The sequence below is a fragment of the Winogradskyella sp. 266wxhm genome (assembly GCF_058964685.1).
In genome coordinates this window covers 2,566,306-2,588,130 of sequence record NZ_CM179559.1, presented here as the reverse complement: position 1 = coordinate 2,588,130, position 21,825 = coordinate 2,566,306, and the positions used below count along the sequence as shown (strand labels likewise).

21 protein-coding genes are annotated in these 21,825 nt (G+C 32.6%); 15 read left to right on the top strand and 6 right to left on the bottom strand.

Annotated elements, in window-relative coordinates:
- Positions 1–4 precede the first annotated feature (4 nt).
- Positions 5–262 carry a hypothetical protein gene (locus AC2H4K_RS11475; protein WP_281141557.1) on the top strand — a complete coding sequence of 86 codons (258 nt, stop codon included), beginning with the start codon at positions 5–7 and terminating at the stop codon, positions 260–262.
- Here the strand turns inward: AC2H4K_RS11475 and AC2H4K_RS11470 are convergent.
- Positions 245–1,078 carry a UbiA prenyltransferase family protein gene (locus AC2H4K_RS11470; protein ID WP_493742414.1) on the bottom strand — a complete coding sequence of 278 codons (834 nt, stop codon included), beginning with the start codon at positions 1,076–1,078 and terminating at the stop codon, positions 245–247. The two genes, AC2H4K_RS11475 and AC2H4K_RS11470, sit on opposite strands and share 18 nt — an antisense overlap.
- 123 nt (positions 1,079–1,201) lie before the next feature.
- On the opposite strand from AC2H4K_RS11470, the gene gcvP reads away from it, so the two are divergent.
- From gcvP to AC2H4K_RS11410, 12 genes are all read left to right on the top strand, one after another.
- The gene (gene gcvP, locus AC2H4K_RS11465) at positions 1,202–4,051 is read left to right on the top strand and encodes an aminomethyl-transferring glycine dehydrogenase (RefSeq protein ID WP_493742413.1); all 2,850 of its coding nucleotides are present in this window, start codon (positions 1,202–1,204) and stop codon (positions 4,049–4,051) included.
- Positions 4,052–4,155: 104 nt separating this feature from the next.
- Positions 4,156–5,214, top strand: coding sequence for a 3-oxoacyl-ACP synthase III family protein (locus AC2H4K_RS11460; protein WP_493742412.1), 1,059 nt, complete (start codon positions 4,156–4,158; stop codon positions 5,212–5,214).
- A gap of 24 nt (positions 5,215–5,238) precedes the next feature.
- Positions 5,239–5,766 carry a class I SAM-dependent methyltransferase gene (locus AC2H4K_RS11455; RefSeq protein ID WP_493742411.1) on the top strand — a complete coding sequence of 176 codons (528 nt, stop codon included), beginning with the start codon at positions 5,239–5,241 and terminating at the stop codon, positions 5,764–5,766.
- A gap of 33 nt (positions 5,767–5,799) precedes the next feature.
- Positions 5,800–6,648, top strand: a complete 849-nt coding sequence (locus AC2H4K_RS11450) for a glycosyltransferase family 2 protein (RefSeq protein ID WP_493742410.1) — start codon at positions 5,800–5,802, stop codon at positions 6,646–6,648.
- Between the two features lie 251 nt (positions 6,649–6,899).
- Positions 6,900–8,504, top strand: a complete 1,605-nt coding sequence (locus tag AC2H4K_RS11445) for a vitamin K epoxide reductase family protein (RefSeq protein ID WP_281141562.1) — start codon at positions 6,900–6,902, stop codon at positions 8,502–8,504.
- Between the two features lie 110 nt (positions 8,505–8,614).
- Positions 8,615–10,801 (top strand): peptidase domain-containing ABC transporter, encoded by a 2,187-nt coding sequence (locus AC2H4K_RS11440; RefSeq protein WP_281141600.1) that lies wholly within the window; start codon positions 8,615–8,617, stop codon positions 10,799–10,801.
- Between the two features lie 82 nt (positions 10,802–10,883).
- Positions 10,884–11,075, top strand: coding sequence for a hypothetical protein (locus AC2H4K_RS11435; RefSeq protein ID WP_281141563.1), 192 nt, complete (start codon positions 10,884–10,886; stop codon positions 11,073–11,075).
- Between the two features lie 40 nt (positions 11,076–11,115).
- Positions 11,116–12,411, top strand: coding sequence for an HlyD family secretion protein (locus AC2H4K_RS11430; RefSeq protein ID WP_281141564.1), 1,296 nt, complete (start codon positions 11,116–11,118; stop codon positions 12,409–12,411).
- Between the two features lie 83 nt (positions 12,412–12,494).
- Positions 12,495–12,725, top strand: coding sequence for a hypothetical protein (locus tag AC2H4K_RS11425; RefSeq protein ID WP_281141565.1), 231 nt, complete (start codon positions 12,495–12,497; stop codon positions 12,723–12,725).
- A 28-nt stretch (positions 12,726–12,753) separates the two neighbouring features.
- Positions 12,754–12,921 carry a hypothetical protein gene (locus AC2H4K_RS11420; protein ID WP_281141566.1) on the top strand — a complete coding sequence of 56 codons (168 nt, stop codon included), beginning with the start codon at positions 12,754–12,756 and terminating at the stop codon, positions 12,919–12,921.
- 88 nt (positions 12,922–13,009) lie between these two features.
- Positions 13,010–13,255 (top strand): hypothetical protein, encoded by a 246-nt coding sequence (locus tag AC2H4K_RS11415; protein ID WP_281141567.1) that lies wholly within the window; start codon positions 13,010–13,012, stop codon positions 13,253–13,255.
- Positions 13,256–13,376: 121 nt separating this feature from the next.
- The gene (locus AC2H4K_RS11410) at positions 13,377–13,586 is read left to right on the top strand and encodes a hypothetical protein (RefSeq protein WP_281141568.1); all 210 of its coding nucleotides are present in this window, start codon (positions 13,377–13,379) and stop codon (positions 13,584–13,586) included.
- A gap of 49 nt (positions 13,587–13,635) precedes the next feature.
- Here the strand turns inward: AC2H4K_RS11410 and pafA are convergent, their stop codons facing one another.
- Positions 13,636–15,312 (bottom strand): alkaline phosphatase PafA, encoded by a 1,677-nt coding sequence (gene pafA / locus AC2H4K_RS11405; RefSeq protein ID WP_281141569.1) that lies wholly within the window; start codon positions 15,310–15,312, stop codon positions 13,636–13,638.
- Between the two features lie 113 nt (positions 15,313–15,425).
- Here pafA and AC2H4K_RS11400 point away from each other — a divergent pair, with 113 nt between their 5' ends.
- Together AC2H4K_RS11400 and AC2H4K_RS11395 are read left to right on the top strand one after the other, a co-directional pair.
- Positions 15,426–16,163 (top strand): MlaE family ABC transporter permease, encoded by a 738-nt coding sequence (locus AC2H4K_RS11400; protein ID WP_281141570.1) that lies wholly within the window; start codon positions 15,426–15,428, stop codon positions 16,161–16,163.
- Positions 16,163–16,930, top strand: a complete 768-nt coding sequence (locus tag AC2H4K_RS11395) for an ABC transporter ATP-binding protein (protein ID WP_281141571.1) — start codon at positions 16,163–16,165, stop codon at positions 16,928–16,930. The genes AC2H4K_RS11400 and AC2H4K_RS11395 overlap by 1 nt, the downstream gene beginning before the upstream one ends.
- Here the strand turns inward: AC2H4K_RS11395 and AC2H4K_RS11390 are convergent, their stop codons facing one another.
- The 4 genes from AC2H4K_RS11390 to AC2H4K_RS11375 form a co-directional block, all read right to left on the bottom strand.
- Positions 16,931–18,415 carry a DUF389 domain-containing protein gene (locus AC2H4K_RS11390; protein ID WP_281141572.1) on the bottom strand — a complete coding sequence of 495 codons (1,485 nt, stop codon included), beginning with the start codon at positions 18,413–18,415 and terminating at the stop codon, positions 16,931–16,933.
- A gap of 7 nt (positions 18,416–18,422) precedes the next feature.
- Complete coding sequence (locus AC2H4K_RS11385; protein WP_281141573.1) at positions 18,423–19,505, bottom strand: mannose-1-phosphate guanylyltransferase; 1,083 nt, start codon at positions 19,503–19,505, stop codon at positions 18,423–18,425.
- Between the two features lie 8 nt (positions 19,506–19,513).
- Positions 19,514–20,110: a SprT-like domain-containing protein gene (locus tag AC2H4K_RS11380; RefSeq protein ID WP_281141574.1), complete on the bottom strand. Its 597-nt coding sequence runs from the start codon at positions 20,108–20,110 to the stop codon at positions 19,514–19,516.
- A 114-nt stretch (positions 20,111–20,224) separates the two neighbouring features.
- A complete protein-coding gene (locus AC2H4K_RS11375; RefSeq protein ID WP_281141575.1) occupies positions 20,225–21,811 on the bottom strand; it encodes a vWA domain-containing protein in 1,587 nt (528 codons plus the stop codon).
- Between the last annotated feature and the right edge of the window lie 14 nt (positions 21,812–21,825).

Here is a 21,825-nt window from a genome sequence, read left to right as displayed (position 1 = left end):
ACAAATGAAGAAACATTTTTTATTTATTAGTTGTGAAGAAGCACAGCACATCTGCGACAAGGCGCAATATGGAGAAGCTACTTTTTGGGAACGCTTCAAACTTTCAATTCGCCTAACGTATTGCAATATGACCAAGTCCTACTCAAAACGAAACAGTACGTTAACCAAAACTATTGATGAATCTAATGTAAAATGCTTGAAAGCTGAAGAACGCCAAAAACTTCAAGACAAATTCAACCAAGAGTTAACCAAGCATCAATAAAATTGCCAACCAAACTATTGGCAGACTTTCTACCCAAAACGCACTGTAATATTTAGATTGCTTTTTATTTGAAAATAGAATAAACGCAAGTGTTATAATTGATATTACCATTACTGAAATTAGTACAGAATTGGAAACGTCATCCTTAAAAAATTCTAACAATACGAATACAAGTAAAAGTATAACTCCGTACCATTTTGTCTTTTTTACTCCAATAGTTTGAGGTATCGTACCCAATTTTAAACTATCGTAATTTAAATCGCGTATTTCAAAAGGCAACATAAGTGCTATAACAAACAAAAAGCGTTGCAAGCAAACTATTGCTGTATCAAAATTTAAATCAATATTATTATTAATAAGTGGAAGAATAACCGTTGTAAAACTCCATACTAAGGCAATGATATACACTTTAAGTCCACTAATCTGCCTGAGGTTCTTTTTATCATCTACAAAGTATTTTTTTGGTACAATAGGTATGGCATAAAGAAAAGTTATCAAACCCAAAATTGATAAAACTACTATTGTTTTCACCTCTAGCTGAATGGCATAATAGCACATTGCTAAAAAAGCTAAAAATGAAAAAACTTGAATAGCTTTTAACCAACCTGCTAAACTCCTGTGATGAAATTTTGCCAAACCAAAATATTTCACAAAGTTATACCCAGTAATAGATGCGTAGAAAACAAAATACAGTGTATTTTCATCGTATTCTATACCATATTCAATTAAGGTTATCCAAGTCATAGCATAAACACTTAATGCCACATGAACACTACTATTGATATAAAAATTAAGGATACGTTTTAGCACAGCCATAAAACAAAAATACGCATTGTGTTAATAACCCTTGGTTTCGGTTAAAAACTTTAGTTTTCATTAACGAAATAAAATACCTAAAACCGTATTTTTGCAAAATATAACAACCTATATCTTTTTTTAATGGATACGACTTCTTTTGCACTCAGACATATTGGACCAAGTTCACAAGAACAACAAGCAATGTTAGACACCATTGGTGCAGATAGCATTGAGCAATTAATTTCTGAAACTATTCCGGCAGACATTCGCCTAAAGAATGATTTAAATCTTGATGCTGCAATGAGCGAGCAAGAATATTTAAATCATATATACGAATTATCACAATTCAACAAGGTGTTTAAATCTTACATAGGTTTAGGATATCATCCGTGTAATTTACCTGCGGTAATTCAAAGGAATATTTTAGAAAACCCAAGCTGGTATACTGCTTATACACCTTATCAGGCTGAGATTGCTCAAGGTCGACTAGAAGCACTTTTAAATTTCCAAACTATGGTTATTGACTTAACAGGTATGGAAATAGCAAATGCTTCACTTTTAGATGAGAGTACTGCAGCTGCTGAAGCAATGAGTCTATTATTTGCAGTAAGAGATCGTGCACAGAAAAAAGCAGAAGTTAATAAGTTCTTTGTTTCAGATTTAGTATTGCCACAAACTATTTCTTTATTAGAAACAAGAGCAAATCCTATTGGTATAGAATTAGTCATAGGAAATGAAGCTGAGTTCAACCTGTCTGATGAATTCTTTGGCGCATTATTACAATATCCTGGTAAAAATGGTCAAATCACAGATATTAAAAGCTTCATTGAAAAAGCAAATGCAAAAAATATAAAAGTAGCAGTTGCTGCTGATATATTAAGCTTAGTGATGCTTGAAGCTCCAGGAAAATTTGGTGCAGACGTTGTAGTTGGTACGACGCAACGTTTTGGAATTCCTATGGGTTATGGTGGACCTCATGCAGCCTACTTCGCTACTAAAGAAGCATATAAACGTGATGTTCCTGGTCGTATTATAGGTGTTACTAAAGATGCTGATGGTAATAGAGCGCTTCGTATGGCACTTCAAACCCGCGAACAACACATTAAGAGAGATAAAGCGACTTCAAATATTTGTACCGCTCAGGTTTTATTAGCTGTTATGGCTAGTATGTATGCGGTATATCATGGTTCTGAAGGGCTTTCGTTCATTGCTCGAAAAGTTAAAAATTCGGCTTCTACTTTGGCAAAGGCTTTGGAAAAATTAGGTTTAGAGCAAACTAACTCACACTACTTTGATACCATCAGTATTAAAGCAGATGCTGTAAAAGTGAAGTTTGAAGCTGAGCAAAATGAAATCAACTTCCATTACCCAGATACACACCGAGTAACTATTGCTATCAACGAAACCACAACCATTTCTGATCTTAATAATATCATTTCAGTTTTTGAAACTGTAACAGGAAAAACAACTGATAAAATCACTTCCATTTCAGACTCTGAAACCATTCCGAACGATCTAAAACGTCAATCAGAATTTTTAACATACGATGTATTTAACACCTATCATTCAGAAACTGAATTGATGCGTTACATCAAACGTTTAGAGCGTAAAGATTTAGCTTTAAATCATTCTATGATTTCTCTAGGATCTTGCACAATGAAGTTAAATGCTGCTGCTGAAATGTTACCATTAAGCTGGAGTAGCTGGGGAAATATGCATCCTTTTGTTCCAACAGAACAAGCTAAAGGTTACACTTTAATGTTGAATGCTCTAGAAAATCAACTTACTGAAATTACAGGTTTTTCAGCAACATCATTACAACCAAACTCTGGTGCTCAAGGAGAATTTGCTGGACTAATGGTTATCAAAGCTTATCACGAATCTAGAGGTGATGACCACAGAAATATTTGTTTAATTCCATCTTCCGCTCATGGTACAAATCCAGCGAGTGCAGTGATGGCAGGAATGAAAGTAGTTGTTACCAAAGCTTCTGAAAATGGTAATATTGATGTTGATGATTTAAGAGAAAAAGCAGAATTACACAAAGACAATCTTGCTGCTTTAATGGTAACGTATCCTTCAACTCATGGAGTTTACGAATCTGCAATTAAAGAAATAACCCAAATCATTCATGATAATGGTGGTCAAGTTTATATGGATGGTGCCAATATGAATGCTCAAGTAGGACTAACAAACCCAGGAAATATTGGTGCGGATGTTTGTCACTTAAATCTTCATAAAACGTTTGCCATTCCTCATGGTGGTGGTGGACCTGGAGTTGGGCCAATCTGTGTTGCAGAACAATTAGTGCCATTTCTACCAGGAAACCCAATTATAAAAACAGGAGGTCATCAAGCTATTTCTGCTATTTCTGCAGCGCCTTTTGGCTCTTCTTTAGTATGTATGATTTCTTATGGCTACATAAAAATGTTAGGCTACAGAGGATTAAAGAAAGCTACAGAGATTGCTATACTTAACGCTAACTATATCAAAGAAAGACTAAATGATTTCTACCCTACACTTTATTCAGGTGAAAATGGTAGAGCTGCACATGAAATGATTATAGATTGTAGAGCTTTTAAAGACAATGGTATTGAAGTTGTTGACATCGCCAAGCGTCTTATGGACTACGGCTTCCACTCTCCTACAGTATCATTCCCAGTAGCCGGAACAATGATGATTGAACCTACAGAAAGTGAAAGTAAAGCTGAAATTGATCGTTTTTGTGATGCGATGATTTCTATTCGTCAAGAAATTGATAACTCTACCAAAGAAGACACAGAAAACATTCTTAAAAATGCTCCGCATACTTTAAATATGTTAACTGCTGACGACTGGAGTTTACCTTACACTAGAGAAGTTGCTGCTTATCCTTTGGAGTATGTAAAAGACAATAAGTTTTGGCCAAGTGTAAGACGTGTAGACGAGGCTTACGGCGACAGAAACTTAATGTGTAGTTGTGCGCCAATTGAAGAGTATATGGAGGCATAATCACCTCGTTGAACATCGTAAAATAATGGCACTTTAGCTTTATATTAAAATTAAATATAGTTACATTGTCGCCTCAGACAGAATAATAAATTCGGAAACTATATATGAACATTAAGATCACAGGTATTGGCAGCTATATTCCAGAAAGTATTGAAAAGAATGAAGACTTTCATCAGCATGAATTTTTAAATACTGACGGTTCTTCAATAGAGCATCCTAATGAAATTATTGTAGATAAATTTAAAGCTATTACTGGTATTGTTGAGCGTCGTTATGCTGATGACCAATTAGTAGCTTCAGACATCGGTTTTTTAGCTGCTCAAAAAGCAATAGACGATGCTAATGTTAATCCTGAAGAGATAGACTACATTATTTGTGCTCATAATTTTGGAGACGTAAAAGCTAACACTATTCAAAGTGATATTTTACCTTGTTTAGCCTCTCGTATAAAACACAGCTTACGAATTAAGAATCAGAAGTGTGTTGCTTACGATATTCTTTTTGGTTGTCCAGGATGGATTGAAGGAGTTATACAAGCTCAAGCATTTATTAAAGCTGGTTTAGCAAAACGATGTCTCGTTATTGGATCTGAAACCTTATCCCGTGTGGTAGATAAGCATGATAGAGATTCTATGATTTATTCTGATGGAGCTGGCGCAAGTATTATTGAAGCTACTGAAGAAGAGGGTGGTATTATTGCACACGAATCTGCTTCTTTCACATATGACGAAGCTTATTATTTATTCTTTGGAAATTCAAACAATAAAGATTTATGTCCAGATACTCGTTACATAAAAATGCATGGTCGTAAAATCTACGAGTTCGCCTTAACCAATGTTGCTCAGGCAATGAAAGATTGTTTGGATAAAAGTGGTATTGATATTTCTGAAGTCAAAAAAATCCTTATCCATCAAGCCAATGAGAAAATGGATGAAGCTATCGTAAATCGTTTTTATAGACTATATAAAACTAAAGCACCTGAAGGTATCATGCCAATGAGTATTCATAAACTAGGTAATAGCTCTGTAGCAACAGTACCTACGCTTTATGATCTTATTACAAGTCATAAACTTGAAGGGCACGAAATCAATAAAGGTGATGTTATTATTTTAGCAAGTGTCGGAGCAGGTATGCACATTAATGCTATTGTTTACAAATATTAATTTGTAAATCATTTTTCGGATACGATGTACGAAAAAACATTTCCTAATAAGCGATTTAAACTCACACTTCAGTTTTTAAAAAAGCATATTGATCCTTCTGAAACTATTTTAGATTTAGGAGTCAAAAATCCTTTTTCAGAAATTATGATTTCTGAAGGATATGTGGTTGAAAATACCAAAGGTGAAGACTTAGATGAAGATCGTTCTACGATTGAAAATTCTTCAGCAGAAGTTGTTACTGCTTTTGAAATTTTTGAACACCTACTCTCACCTTACGAGGTTTTAAAATCTATTAAATCTCAAAAACTTGTTATTAGCGTTCCTATGAGATTATGGTTTGCTTCCGCCTACAGAAGTAAAACTGATAAATGGGATAGACATTACCATGAGTTTGAAGACTGGCAGCTCGATTGGCTTTTAGAAAAAACAGGCTGGAAAATTATTGATCGTCAACAATGGACAAATCCTGTAAAAAAGTTTGGAATCAGACCTTTTTTGAGACGGTTTACAAATCGCTATTATATTGTCTACGCTGAAAGAATTTCCGGATAGAATTCTTTAGATTTGAAATTTAGAATTTAGATATTGAATTTCTACATCGTCATACCTGCTCATAACGAAGAGGCTTTTATTAGCAAAACACTAGAATCACTAGCCAAACAAAAGCTTTTACCTAAAAAATTGGTTGTGGTTAATGATAATTCTACTGACGAAACCGAAGCTATAGTTGATGATTTTTCAAAAAGACATTCTTGGATTTCTCAGGTCATTTCAAAATCTTCTGATCAGCATTTACCAGGCTCTAAAATTATAAATGCGTTTTACAAAGGTTTTGAAACTCTAGATGACTCGTATGACATTATCTGTAAGTTTGATGCCGACCTTATTTTTCCAGAAAATTACCTCGAAAAACTTGCTGAACACTTTAGAAACGATTCTAAACTTGGTATGGCTTCAGGCTTTTGTTATATAGAAAAAGATAATGAATGGGTACTTGAAAATCTGACCAACAAAGATCATATACGAGGAGCTTTAAAAGCATACAGAAAAGATTGCTTTGAACAAATTGGGCAACTAAAACCTTCAATGGGTTGGGATACTGTGGATGAGCTACTAGCAAAATACCATGGTTGGAAAATTAAAACCGACGAATCGCTACACATTAAACATCTAAAACCTACTGGACAGTCCTACAATAAGGCTTCAAAATATTTACAAGGAGAAGCGATGTATAGAATGCGTTATGGCTTTTGGATTACCTTAATTTCTGCTCTGAAATTAGCTTCGAAAAAAAGAAGTTTCAGATTATTCAAAGATTATATGGCTGGCTATTTTAAAGCCAAATCCTCAAACACAGAATTTTTGGTTTCTAAAGATGAAGGTAAATTTATTAGAGATTTGCGTTGGGAGGGGATTAGAAATAAATTTTATTAAAAAATAATTTAGCTAATCTATTAATTAGATAAAGCTTAAACCCTTACGCCATGAACCCACCAAAAAATATATTTTAAAAAAAATCTATTTAGAAATATTATTAAAAAGTTAATAAACTTTTTTGTAAGATTTTTTTTTCTAAATTTATACAGCAATATTCTTGTTGACTACATTTTATTGCTGAAAACAACTTTCCTTTCTGGTATATACTAGTAGTTGTTTTTTGCAAATTCATCTAAAAATGATAGTTTATGGGATATAATTTGCTCTATGTATTAAAATCTTTTCTTAAAAAATCTAACGTTAGAATCGATTTTGACGAACTTGAAATACAGTTCCTTTCTCACCCTTCTTACCCAAGTTTACACGCTTTAACTGGTGTTCTAAATCACTTTAATATTGAAAATGCAGCCATAAGGCTACCTGTCAATAAAGATGTATTAAAAGAACTACCTGAATATTTTATAGCTCAAGTAAATTATAATAACGCACCTCAACTAGCACTCGTTCATAAAGAAGAAGAAAGCTTTAAAGTAACTTACTCAGAAAAGAAACAAGAAAGCTTAAATAAAAAACAGTTTTTAGAAAACTTTACAGGTGTTGTTTCTATAATAGAAAATGATATCACAAATAAACCTGAAGCAATAATTAACAATAATAAACACTACTTACTAGCTTCCGCTTTCTTATTTATCATATTATATCAATATTTTTATGGTATATCAAATCTCACATCTTTCTTATATATACTTTTAGCCATTTTTGGAGTTATTGTCAGTTACGCCATTTTCAAACAAGAACAAGGTGAAACTACAATCATAAACAGTACACTTTGCAATATTTCAAATGAAAAAAAAGACTGCGACTCTGTATTGAATTCCAAGGGTGCTACACTTTTCAAAACAATCAAACTAAGTGATATTAGTATGGTTTACTTTTTAGCTAGCAGCATTTCTATTTTTATGCTTAAAGCATCTGGATTTTCTTTAAGCGTAAATTACCTAATAAGTTTACTCGCATTACCTGTTACTGTATATTCTATTTACTATCAGAAATTTATTATAAAAAAATGGTGTGCACTATGTTTAACAATAGTAACAATACTTTGGTTACAAGCTGGTCTTTTGATAACAAACAACCTATTATATTTTGACATACCTATCCAATCTATATTAGCAATCATAGCATCTTACTCGATTGCAATTTTTATTTGGAACTTTACATCAAATGCAAAAAAATCAAATATTGATTTTAATAAGTTAAAGATTGACTATTTAAAATTCAAAAAGAATTTTGGCTTATTCTCTTTGGCAATACAAAATTCAGAAACAGTAAATACTTTTATTCCTGATTTTCAAGAAATGAGCTTTGGAAATAAGGAATCAAACTTAAAAATTGTTATTGTCACAAACCCTTATTGTGGCCATTGTAAATCTGTACATAAACTCATCTCTAAAATTCTTGATTTGCACAAAGACGATGTTGAAATAAAGATTCGCTTCAACATAAATACTAATGACAAGGGTGCACAAGCTGTGAATGTTACTGGTCGCTTGCTAGAACTTTATTTTTCTAAAGGAAGGAATGAGAGTTTAAGCGCAATGCATGATATTTATGGTGATGTCAATACTGAAGATTGGCTAAAAAAATGGGGGAATTGTGAAAACCTTGACTATTTCTATGATATTCTTTTACAAAGTAGAGAATGGTGCAATGAAAGTAATTTAAATTTCACTCCAGCATTACTAATTAATGAAAAAATGTATCCTAAGGAATACAGTAGAGATGACCTAATTTATTTTATTGAAGAATTAGAAGAAAATTCAACTGACAATTTAATATTACAAAAGGCGTAGTGAAAATAGAAAAGCCCTCTTAGAGGGCTTTATTTTGAATATTTCTCTCTCGCGAAGAATAGACGTAAACTGTATACACCTAAAAATATTCACGCAAATATACTCAATTGATTAAAAAATTCCCTTCATATAGACAAACTGAAGCAAAAGATTGTGGACCAACTTGTATCAAGATTGTTGCCAAACACTACGGAAAAACCATTAACACTCAAGAATTAAGGACTTTAAGCGAAACCACTAGAGAAGGAAGTAGCTTGTTAGGTTTAAGCGATGCTGCTGAATCCATAGGTTTTCATACATTAGGATTACAAACCTCACTAACAAAAATACAAAAGGCTCCTTTGCCATGTATAATACATTGGAATAACAACCACTATGTGGTATTATACAAAATTAAAAAGGACACCTATTATATTTCCGACCCTGCACATGGATTAATTAACTACAATGAAAAAGATTTTTTAAAACATTGGATAGGTAATAATGCTGAAAAAAATACAGAAGAAGGCATTGCCTTAATGATACAACCGACCCCTAAATTTTATCAAACAGAGTTTGATGACGATGAAAAATTTGGTTTCAGTTTTATATTTAAATATTTATTCAAGTACAAGAAATTCATTATTCAACTTATAATAGGTTTAATTGCCGGTAGCTTGCTACAACTAATTCTACCCTTCTTAACTCAAAGTATAGTTGATATTGGTATTCAAAACCAAGATTTAAATTTTGTTTATTTAATTCTATTAGCTCAATTAGCTCTTTTTGTTGGCAAAGCCTCTTTAGAGATTATCAGAAGTTGGATACTACTGCATTTGAGTACTAGGATTAATATCTCTTTAATTTCTGACTTTTTCATTAAGTTAATGAAATTACCTATTTCTTACTTTGATGTAAAAATGACAGGTGACTTACTACAGCGTATTAATGACCATAAACGTATAGAACGTATACTTACAACGTCATCCCTAACAATCATTTTTTCATTCTTCAATCTAATTGTTTTCAGCTTCATTTTAGCTTTTTATAGTCTTCAAATTTTTGGAGTCTTTTTTATCGGAAGTGTTTTGTATATAGGTTGGGTATTATTTTTCTTTAAAAAAAGAAAAGAACTTGATTATAAACGGTTTTCTCAAGTCAGTGAAGAACAAAGTAAGGTTATAGAACTGATAAATGGTATGCAGGAAATAAAACTGCATAATGCCGAAAAACGCATGCGTTGGAACTGGGAGTACGTTCAAGCAAAACTATTTAAAATAGCATCTAAAAACTTAGCTTTAGAACAGACTCAAAGTGTAGGTTCAAATTTAATAAACGAGCTTAAAAACATTTTTATTACCATACTTTCAGCAACATTAGTAATAGACGGTAACATAACACTAGGTATGATGATGGCTATAAGTTATATGGTAGGTCAGCTTAACGCGCCTATTGTACAACTTATAAACTTTATGAGGGAAGTGCAAGATGCTAAAATTTCCATAGAACGATTAGGTGAGATTCATAATATGGATGACGAGGAAAAACCAGAAGATCACAAAATCACCAAAATCCCAGAAAACACAGATATAACTTTAAAAAATGTAACCTTTAGATATACTGGTGAATTAGAACCAGTAATCAAAGACCTTTCTCTAACTATACCTGCAAATAAAACAACAGCCATTGTAGGTATTAGCGGTAGCGGTAAAACCACATTGATGAAATTACTACTACGTTTTTACAATATTGATAAAGGGGAAATTTATTTAGGAAAATTTAATCTAAACAATGTTTCACAAAAAACATGGAGGGCAAACTGTGGTGTGGTAATGCAAGAAGGATATATATTCAACGATACTATTGCAAACAATATTGCTGTTGGTGAAGACTATATCGATATTGACCGTCTCAAACATGCTATAGATGTAGCAAATATTTCCGATTACATAGAAGAGCTGCCCTTAAACTTTAACACCAAAATCGGTAGTGAAGGAAAAGGACTGAGTACAGGTCAAAAACAACGACTACTCATTGCTAGATCTGTTTATAAAAATCCTAAATTTTTGTTTTTTGATGAAGCAACTTCTGCTTTAGATGCCAACAATGAAAAGACCATTATGGAAAAACTAAATCACTTTTTCGAAGATAAAACTGCTATTGTAATTGCACATAGATTAAGTACCGTAAAAAACGCACATCAGATTGTGGTTTTAGACCAAGGTAAAGTTGTAGAAATAGGAACTCATGATGAGTTAATTAATAATAAAGGAAACTATTATAACCTAGTTAAAAACCAATTAGAATTAGGTAAATAAAAATATTCTTTCGCGAGGAGTAGACGTAAACTTGGACGTCTTTAAATGACCAAGATTAATTTAATTTTTAAAAATTTTTATTATGAAAAATTTATTGAATCTAGGAAAAGCTTTAAACAAAGCTGAACAAAGAATGATTAACGGAGGTAATAACAATGGATGTCCACCACCAAAATTAAAAAAATATGATCCTGACGAGCAGTTTGAATGTGGAGGTGACACAGGACTAAGCTGTGAGATGCATGAGATTTGTTGTTATGGATATTGCTTTTAATTAAAAAAGAGGCAGTTTAAAACTGCCTCTTAAACATACTATGCCACAAAGACAAAATAATAATATAGACTTAAGAAGCGAACATGTTCAAGAACTATTAGAAGCTGTTCCTAATTGGATGATCCGCTATGGAAACATGCTTATACTAATCTTTATAATCATGTTTTTTACACTTTCTTGGTTTATAAAATATCCTGATATAATCAGTACTGAGGCTGAAATTACTTCAAAATTACCTCCTCAAAAAAAGTACGCTCAAGTTTCTGGTAGATTGGATAGTATACTCATAAAAAACAATGCTTCAATTAAGGAAAATGAAATAATCGCAATCCTAGAAAACACAGCAAATTTTGAGCATATAAAACTATTAAAGTCTATTATTGATTCAACCAAAATTAACACCAAAAATTTTAATTTTCCACTTGAAGAACTTCCAGTTTTATTCCTCGGAGAAATAGATACGGAATATGCACTATTTGAAAATAATTACATACAGTATCAGCTAAACAAAGAATATAACCCTTACGAAAATGAACAACAAGGTAATAAATATTCTAAAATACAGCTTAAGTCTAGGCTAAACACCTTGTTATCTCAAAAAGAGATCAACAAAGTCGAACTCGAGTTCCAAAAAAAGGACTTTGAAAGACAAGAACACCTTTTTGAAAAAGGAGTTATATCTAAACAAACTTTAGAATCTAAAGAATTAAGCTATTTACAAGCCAAACGCAATTTTGCTAATATAGACGCTTCAATATCACAAATTAAAGAAGCAATAACAAATACCAACACCAGTGAAGTAAGCACGTCTATACAAAAGAGAAAGGATGAGATTAGTATGCTTAAAAATGTGATACAGTCTTTCAATCAACTTAAGCGAGCTATACGAGACTGGGAAATGAAGTATGCCTTAATTTCAAATATTAATGGAAAAGTAGCTTTTTCCAAACTATGGACAAAAAATCAATCTGTAAACCAAGGAGATTTACTTTTTACGATAATCCCAGCACAAAACTCATCATATATAGCAAAACTAAAAACTCCAGCACAAAACTCAGGCAAAATAAAAGAAGGGCAAACTGTAAATATTAAATTAGAAAATTACCCTGATAATGAATTTGGCTTATTAAAAGGGACTGTTGAGTCTATCTCTTTATTAACTAATGAAGATGGTTTTTATAATGTTGTCGTTGCACTACCAAGTAAATTGATAACATCCTACAATAGAGAAATACCCTTCAAATTTGAGATGCGAGGCTCAGCTGAAATTATAACAGAAGATTTAAGATTAATAGAACGCTTTTTTTATCAATTGAAAAATGTGTTCGATACCTAAAAATATTCTCTCGCGAAGAATAGACGTAAACTTGGACGTCTTTAAATGACCAAGATTAATTTAATTTTTAAACATTTTTAATTATGAAAAATTTAAAAATCTTAGGCAAAGTTTTAAGTAAAACAGAACAACAATCTGTAAATGGAGGTGCATTTGTAGGTTGTGAAAACCTTAATCGATGTTATCCACCATCTAACGTTATTATCAATCCTGATGACCCTCAAGATGGAGGACAATGCAGTACTTACTTCCCAACATATGGTATTACATGCTCTAATGGCACATTGCAAAATAACCAGTGTTGTTTCGGATGATATTAAATAAAAGAAATAAAATCTTATTATGAAAAATCTATTAAATCTAGGAAAAACTCTAAACAAATTAGAGCAACGAAATATAAACGGAGGAGCCAATGGTAATGGTTGTGTTGACGGCTATTACACATGCTCTGACGGAACAAAAATTTATGTTGGTGATTGTAGGTTGCCACATATTGTACCTTGTTATTAAACAAAATTATATTCTCTCGCAAAGAATGGACATAAACCTTGAATGTCCTTAAACGATCAAGGCTTATAAACTTTTAAATATTTTAATTATGAAAAAATTATTAAAGTTAGGTAAGACCCTGAACAAATCTGAACAAAAACAAGTTTTTGGGGGGCTTGAAAGAGATTTTGAATGGGATCCAGCACCACCATGTGATCCAAGCATATCAAATACTATGTCATGTGCATTAGACGGCGGTGATGATGTTTGTCCTAGCGGAGCCACATGTACTCCTTTTACTTTTATACCTGGACACCCAGATAATTTGATTACCGGCATGTGTGTATGTGATTAAATTCTTTAGTAAGCATAAAAAAGATTATGAATTAAGAAAAAACATTCTCTCGCAAAGAATGGACATAAACCTTGAATGTCCTTAAATGATCAAGGCTTATAAACTTTTAAATATTTTAATTATGAAAAATTTATTGAATTTAGGAAAACCCTTAAACAGAAACGAACAAAAACAAGTTTTTGGTGGTGATGATGTTATTAAAGACAAAAATGACCCTCGGGATTGCTATAACAGCCCATATGGATGCTGTTCTGACGATATGGATTGTAGATATATGGCTCCACCAGCAGTACACGGAACTTGTGGATCAGATGGTTATTGCTATTACTAATTTACATTTATGATGGGGTGCTTACTTGTTTTAGCACCCCATTCTTTTTTCATTTTTTAGTATGTCTTAATACAATTCCCAAAGGCTGTCCTGTAGCTCCGTTAGGAAAACTTATACCTAATAAAGCTGAAATTGTTGGTGCTATATCTGGTATAACCGTTTTATCTACCGTTTCGCCATGCTTAATTCCTTTTCCAAAAAACAATAATGGTACATGTGTGTCGTAGTTAAGTCCACTACCATGCGTAGACCCTTTTTTACTATAAGCTATATGTGCTATATCATCGACAATTATCACATCACCTGAACGCTTTTGGTTGTAACCATTTTGCAATAACGCTTCTATTCCAGTAGTAAAATCTGTACTATTCATTGCTGTTGCAGTATACACCTTTGCGATGTTTGAATAACTGATTTGCTCATCTACCAGAGCTTGTTCTACTTCATGTAGATCTAAATTCAACTCTTTAAGTTTTGCTTTATTCAAAAAGACTTGATTATTACTTATATTTTCAACAATGTCTGTAGTTCCATAAGTATCAGTCAAAAACTTATTGAATTTTTCTTTTCTAGAATTATAATCTAAATAACCTGCCGGAATTTTTACCGACTCTAAATATGCAGGAACATCAACAGCACCATGATCCGCAGTTAAAAATACCGTATATTCTCCTTTACCAACATTTTTATCTAAATAATTGAATAAACGCTCTAAGTCCTTATCTAGTCTTATATAAGTATCTTCTACTTCTTTGGAGTTAACACCAAAGTTGTGCCCTACATAATCTGTGCTAGAAAAACTAACTGTTAACACATCGGTATCGTTATCTTTCCCCAGAGCCTCTCCTTTAATAGCTGCTATTGCAAAGTCTGTAGTTAAACTGTTGCCGTAAGCTGTTGCTTTTAAAACATCAAAACCACCATTTTCATCTTTTAAAGCTGCCAAATCGTAAGGAAATGTTGCTGTTTCTTTACCATTAAATCCACGTTCAAAATCATTAAGATCACTTCCACTTTCAATATATGTCTCAATTGGTCTGTAGGTATCCCAAACTTTTAAATAAGATTCAACTGTATCAGAATCATTAAAATCTTTCACCCATTGCGGTAAATCATTTCTGTAAAATGTACTTGTTATCCAAACTCCTTCATCTTTTCCATGAAACCAATAAGCTGCATTAGCTGTATGACCTGCAGGTAAAATAGCTCCTCTATCCTTTATAGCTATACCTATAGTTTTTCCTCGCATTTGCGTAAATAATCTGTTCTCGTCTGCGACACTTGTTGTTAACATTCTATGTGGAGACATTTTTCCTGCAGAATGCTCTGTTCCTACAGACGCAACAGAATCGTCTTGAGCGCAATAAACCGATTCTTTAATTTCTTTATCATACCAATTATTAGAAATAATACCATGATACTTTGGTGTCGTACCTGTATAAACCGAAGTATGACCTGGTCCTGTATAAGTTGGCACATAATTAAAATGATTGTTTTTACAATTAAAACCTTCATTAATCATACGTTTGAAACCACCTTCACCAAACTGATTTTCGAAACGAGTTAGATAATCATATCGCATTTGATCTACTACAATACCTACAACCAATTTTGGTCGCTCGTTTGTAACATCATTAATTTCCTGAACCGAAGTGTTTTGAGTATTTTGTGCAGAGCACGAATAGCAAGCTATTGAAATTGCTACTATAGAAAGTATTTTTTTCATTTGAAGTTAGGTGTCTTTTAAAGTCCAAAAATACGGATTTCAGACCATCTTAAATTTAAATTAATATTAATAAACACATCTTTTTTTATACTTTAGCAATAAGAAATTCTTACATGAAGTACCTTCATAATATTGGCGCTTATTTTATAATGATTAAAGACATTTTTCGCAAACCAACCAAATGGTCTGTGATGAAAAATTTAATCCTTAAAGATATTGATGATCTTATTATCGGATCACTTGGTATTGTGGCTTTTATAGCCTTTTTTGTTGGTGGTGTTGTAGCTATACAAACCTCACTTAACATTAGCAATCCGTTAATACCAAAATATCTGGTTGGTTTTGCTACGCGTCAATCAATAATTCTTGAATTTGCTCCTACTTTTATCTCTATTATTATGGCTGGTAAAGTTGGCTCTTTTATTACCTCTAGTATCGGAACCATGCGAGTCACAGAACAGATTGATGCGCTTGAGGTTATGGGAATTAATGCTATAAACTATTTGGTATTTCCTAAGTTTATTGCCTTGACACTATACCCTTTTGTAATTTCAATCGCAATGTTCTTAGGTGTTCTTGGTGGTTTGGCTGCTTGTGTTTATGGTGGTTACGGAACTTTTGAAGATTACATTTACGGAATTCAAAATGATTTTATTCCTTTTCATATGGCTTATGCTTTTATAAAAACTATGGTTTTTGCCTTTATACTAGCTACCATACCTTCCTATTATGGTTACTTTATGAAAGGTGGTGCTTTAGAAGTTGGTAAAGCCAGTACAACAGCATTTGTTTGGACTAGTGTAGTAATCATCCTTGTGAACTATTTATTAACCAGTATAATGTTAGGCTAATGATTGAAGTAAAAAATTTACATAAATCTTTTGGTGAAGCCCATATTTTAAAAGGAATTACTACAACTTTTGAAAAAGGAAAAACCAACCTCATCATTGGACAAAGTGGTTCCGGGAAAACAGTATTTTTAAAATGTCTACTTGGCCTTTTTGATTATGAAGAAGGCACTATTTCTTATGAAGGACGAATTTTCAAAAACCTAGACCATGACGAAAGAAGAGATTTAAGATCTGAAATAGGTATGGTTTTTCAAGGTAGTGCGTTGTTTGACTCTATGACCATAGCTGAGAATGTAATGTTTCCACTAAGAATGTTTACTAAACAAAGTAAAAGTGAAATGGAAGATAGAGCTGACTTTGTTTTAAAACGTGTTAACTTACCTGATGCTCATAAAAAAATGCCAAGTGAAGCTTCTGGTGGAATGCAAAAGCGTGTTGCTATAGCCAGAGCTATTGTAAATAAGCCTAAATATTTGTTTTGTGATGAACCCAATTCGGGTTTAGATCCTAGAACATCTATAGTAATTGACAACCTTATTCAAGAAATTACAGACGAATATCAAATTACAACAGTAATCAACTCACACGACATGAATTCTGTAATGGAAATTGGTGAAAAGATTGTCTTTCTTAAAGATGGTCTCAAAGAATGGGAAGGTTCTAAAGACAATATCTTCAAAACCGAAAACAAAGCTGTAACTGATTTTGTTTATTCTTCGGAGTTATTCAAAAAAGTACGCAGAATGTATCTTGAAGAGAATGAATAATTAATTTCTGACGATTACATTAAGCGTATCTAAATCCAACCTTTCTTTCAAAAATAATCTAAGTTTTTTTGTATCACTTGCTTTTGATTCTACTGTAGATACTGAATCTATCCATTTGACACTAAATACTTTCATTGTATCGATAGATTTCATATTTGAAGTGACCTCATTGGCATAAGAAATACTTTCTAATTTTTCGTAATTTATCTTTAGCTCCTTAATAAGCTCACCAAAAGGAATCTGATCTTTTTCCAATCTAGATAAACCTTTTAGTTTACTTTCTAGATAAGTAATCTTTTGCTGTTGACTCATTAAATCCAATGAATCCCTAGAACGTAATTCTTCCATATAGCGAAGGTTATCCAAATTTTTAAGTCTATTTTGATTTACAATCAATTTCGCATTTTTCAAAGAACTATAATTAGTCATTCTACTTTGCAACACACGTTCTGTTGATTCTGGAATTTCATCTAAACCAAACGTATTTAAGGTAATTGTAGATATACTATCATGACTATACTCTGGATAAGCATTATTTTTTATATACTCAGCATGTGGCAGTGCCCCTAGTTCTTCATCAATAAATCGGCTTGCATCTCTATTAAAAGTACTTTCTCTATACACATCGAAAAATGTGAAAGATGCTGGGATCATTACTATAATAGCAATTAAAGAAGCTAACCTTGCAATACGCTTACGCTTTTTAGAGTTTGCATACTTAAGCATTGGGAAACGTAAAATCTTCAACACTAAAAATGTCGCTAGAGCAATAAAAATAGTGTTAATTGTAAATAAATACATAGCCTGACCAAAGTACTCCCAATTTGCCTTGGCTAACCCATAACCAGCCGTACAAAGTGGAGGCATTAATGCTGTAGCAATAGCCACACCAAAAATTACCGAAGCAATTGTTCCTTTTTTAGTACGTGCTATAATCAATGCTAACCCACCAAAAAATGCAATTAACACATCACGTATATCAGGCTTCACCCTTCCTAAAAGCTCAGAGGTATCCTCACTTAAAGGGAAAAATCTAAAGAATAAAAATGCGGTTAATAAACTTAGACCAATCATTATAGCCAAGTTTATCAGTGACCGTTTTAATGTATCAATATCATTAATAGCGATAGATAAACCCACACCTAAAATTGGTCCCATTAGTGGTGAAATTAACATGGCTCCAATAACTACTGCTGTTGAATTTGCATTAAGACCAATTGATGCCACAAAAATAGAACATACCAAAATCCAAGCTGTGGCTCCCTTAAAAGGAATATCCGCTTTTATGGCTGCGATAGTAGCATCTCTATCTGTATCTTCTCTAAAGTCTAGTAATTCACTTAGAAAAGTTTTTACACTTGTAAATAAACCCTGAGCATCCTTCTTTACCGCTTCTTTTTTTTCTTCAACGGTATTTTCTTTGTTCATCTCATTGGTCATCTGCGAATTTTCATCCTCAGAGAAATTGAATTTGTTTTCTTCCATGAATTAATTAACCATAAGACTCTCCAAAAGTGTCTTTAACATTTTGGAGCACTTTTTTAATATCTTGTTCTTTTTGTTTAGGAAAGATAAGTAAAACTTCGTCTTTATCTACAATAATGTAATCATTTAATCCATCAACAACGACTACCTTACCTTTTTTAGATCTGATCATATTACCTGAAGCATCTTCAAGTAAAGTTTTTGAATTCACCACTGCATTTTCGCTACTATCCTTATCAAGTTTATCGTAAAGACTTCCCCACGTTCCAAGATCATTCCAATCAAACGTTGCTGGTATAACATAGACATTTTTACTCTTTTCCATAATAGCGTAGTCAACCGATATATTCTCTGCCTTAGGATAATTTTCTAATATAAATACATCTTCAGCTTCTGTATTATAAGAACTAATACCATTTTCGAACAATTGAAATAATTCCGGTTGGTTATTTTTAAAAGCTGAAATGACAGATTTTGCACTCCACATAAAAATTCCTGCATTCCATAAGAAATTGCCTTGATCTATAAACAATTTTGCCGTTTCGTAATCTGGCTTTTCTCTAAATTGATTAACTGGCTTAATATTGTCTTGCGCCTCCTTATCATACTCAATGTAACCATAACCTGTGTTTGGAAACGTAGGTTTTATGCCTAAAGTCATCAGCGCATCGTTGGATTCACAAAAATCAAAAGCCACTTGGACATTGTCTGAAAACGATTGCTCATCTTCAATCCAATGATCACTTGGTGCCACAATCATTACCGCATCTTCATTTTCTTTCTGAATTTTTAACGCCGCATATAAAATACATGGTGCTGTATTACGCATTGCAGGTTCAAGTACCACCTGACGCTTTGTAACACTCGGTAATTGTTCAAAAACCAAATCATTGTAACGCTCATTGGTTAAAATAAAAATATTTTCTTCGGGAATAAGGTTTGCTAAACGGTTGAACGTTTTTTGAATTAAAGTTTCGCCTGTTCCCAACATATCATGAAATTGCTTAGGAAAATCCTGCGTACTCACAGGCCAAAATCTCGAACCTACTCCACCTGCCATTAGTATGGCGTAATAATTTTTATTTTTCATATTAGTAGTTAATCTATTAATTCTACTTCTGCATTAGGGCTGAACAAATATAACTTTCCTGTTTTAACCTCAACACATTCTATACGTTTTCTTCTTTTGTTTCCTTTTTTAAAAACTCGCCCGTTATAGAGCTTAAAACTTTGCCCTAAAGGTATTTCAAATACGTAAGTTTTATCGCTTGGTTCGTCAAATTGCTTAAGAGCCAAGGCGAGATGCGTATCTGTATCACTAGAAGCTTTTGGATTTTTAAAATGCCTAGCTAAAAGCGGTAATATTTCCAAGGGAAAAATTTCAGGGTGTAAAAATGGCAACATTAAATACTGAAAAGTATGCTTCCATTCCTTACCATGGGGTTTTATGAACCTTCCGTACTTTTTATAAGCTTCAAAATGGGCTATCTCGTGAATCAGTGTAATTAAAAAACGGTACGGATTTAAGTTTGAGTTTACCGTAATTTGATGTTCACCATTTGGTAATTCCCTGTAATCACCATGTCTGGTTTTTCGTTCACTTTTTATCTTAACAGTAAGATTATCAACAGCCAATAGATTATTAACCATTGACTGAGCTTCGATAGGAATGAATTCTAAAAGCTTTGTTTGCATTAGCACAAAAATAATTGATTTAATGCTTTTATGAAATCTATAAAACAAAAAGCACTCCTTTTTAGAGAAGTGCTTTTTCAATTTTGATAGAATGATATTTTCCTGGTTTTATTCTTACAGTTTTTCAGAAAGTAATTCTGCGGTCTCTATCATGCTTACAAATTCACTTCTGTAACCGTTTGCATCCTTTCCTTTTGAGCCAACTGCTAGTTTTTTAGCGAGTTCATAAGTCATATCTCCTTTATATTTTGAATCTCTTAACAAAAGCCCTAAACCTGCAACAGCTGAAGAAAATCTAAAATTATCTGATGTTGATTCCAGCTTCAAGCCATTATCTATAATAGTTTTTGTTATTAATAAACTCTTATCCTCTTTAGGCTTTTTATATCTGAATTTAATGGTCAGCATTTCATCATTTTCTGAAGCATTTACTATTTCTGTTTTTTGATATTTTAAATCATCATGCTTCTTTACAGAATCTTCTGAATTTACTGGTACAACTTCATACAATGCTGTCACTGTATGACCTGCACCTAACTCACCTGCATCCTTTTTATCATCGTTAAAGTCTTCATTATTCATTACTCTGTTTTCGTAACCAATTAATCGGTATGCTTTTACTTGATTGGGATTAAATTCAATTTGAATTTTTACATCCTTAGCTATAGTAAACATATTGGCTCTCATCTCTGTAGAAAACACTTTTTTGGCTTCTTTAATATTGTCTATGTAAAAGTAATTTCCATTTCCTGCATTACTAATTTGCTCCATTCTACCATCCTTATAATTTCCCATTCCGAAACCACATATCGTTAAAAAGATGTCTTCTTTTCGTTTTTCTTCTATCAATCTCACCAATTCTGAACTTGAGGAAACTCCAACATTAAAATCGCCATCTGTTGCTAAGATGACTCTATTATTTCCATCTTTAAATAGATTCTCCTTTGCAATTTTATAAGCTAACTGAATGCCTTGACCACCAGCCGTAGAACCGCCAGACTCAATCCTATCTAAAGCTTCAATAATTTCTTCTTTGTTTGAAACTTTGGTAGATGGCAGAACAACACCTGCCGAACCAGCATAAGCAACAATAGCGATTCTATCGTTATCATTTAGTTCATTAATTAGCAACTTTAAAGCTTTCTTTAGCAATGGCAATTTATTGTTGTCGCTCATAGAGCCAGATGCATCAATTAGGAATACCAAATTACTTGGTTTTAAATCATCGTAGTTTAATGATTTTCCTTGCAGTCCAATATGTACCAACTTATGCTTAGTGTTCCACGGACAATCTGTAACTTCATTAGAAAAGGAAAAGGGATGCTTATCTTTAGGTTGTGGATAATCGTAATTAAAATAGTTAATCATCTCTTCTACTCTCACAGCATCTTTTGGCGGTAGTTGATTGTTAGATAAAAAACGTCTTACATTACTATAAGATGCATTATCTACATCTATTGAAAATGTGGATAAAGGATTCTGAATTGCATTTTTAAAGTCGTTTTCGTAGATACGATCGTATTCTTCTGTGTTATGTTCTAAAACAACTTCTTCATCAGTAGCTTCATATAATTCTACTGCTTCAATTTCGTACATGTCACTTTTTGCTTTACCCGAATGTACTTCGCATGCGTTGCTTAACAATAGTATTGACAATACTACTGATAATTTAATTAGAGATTTAGATGATTTTGCCTTCATAATTTTATATTTTT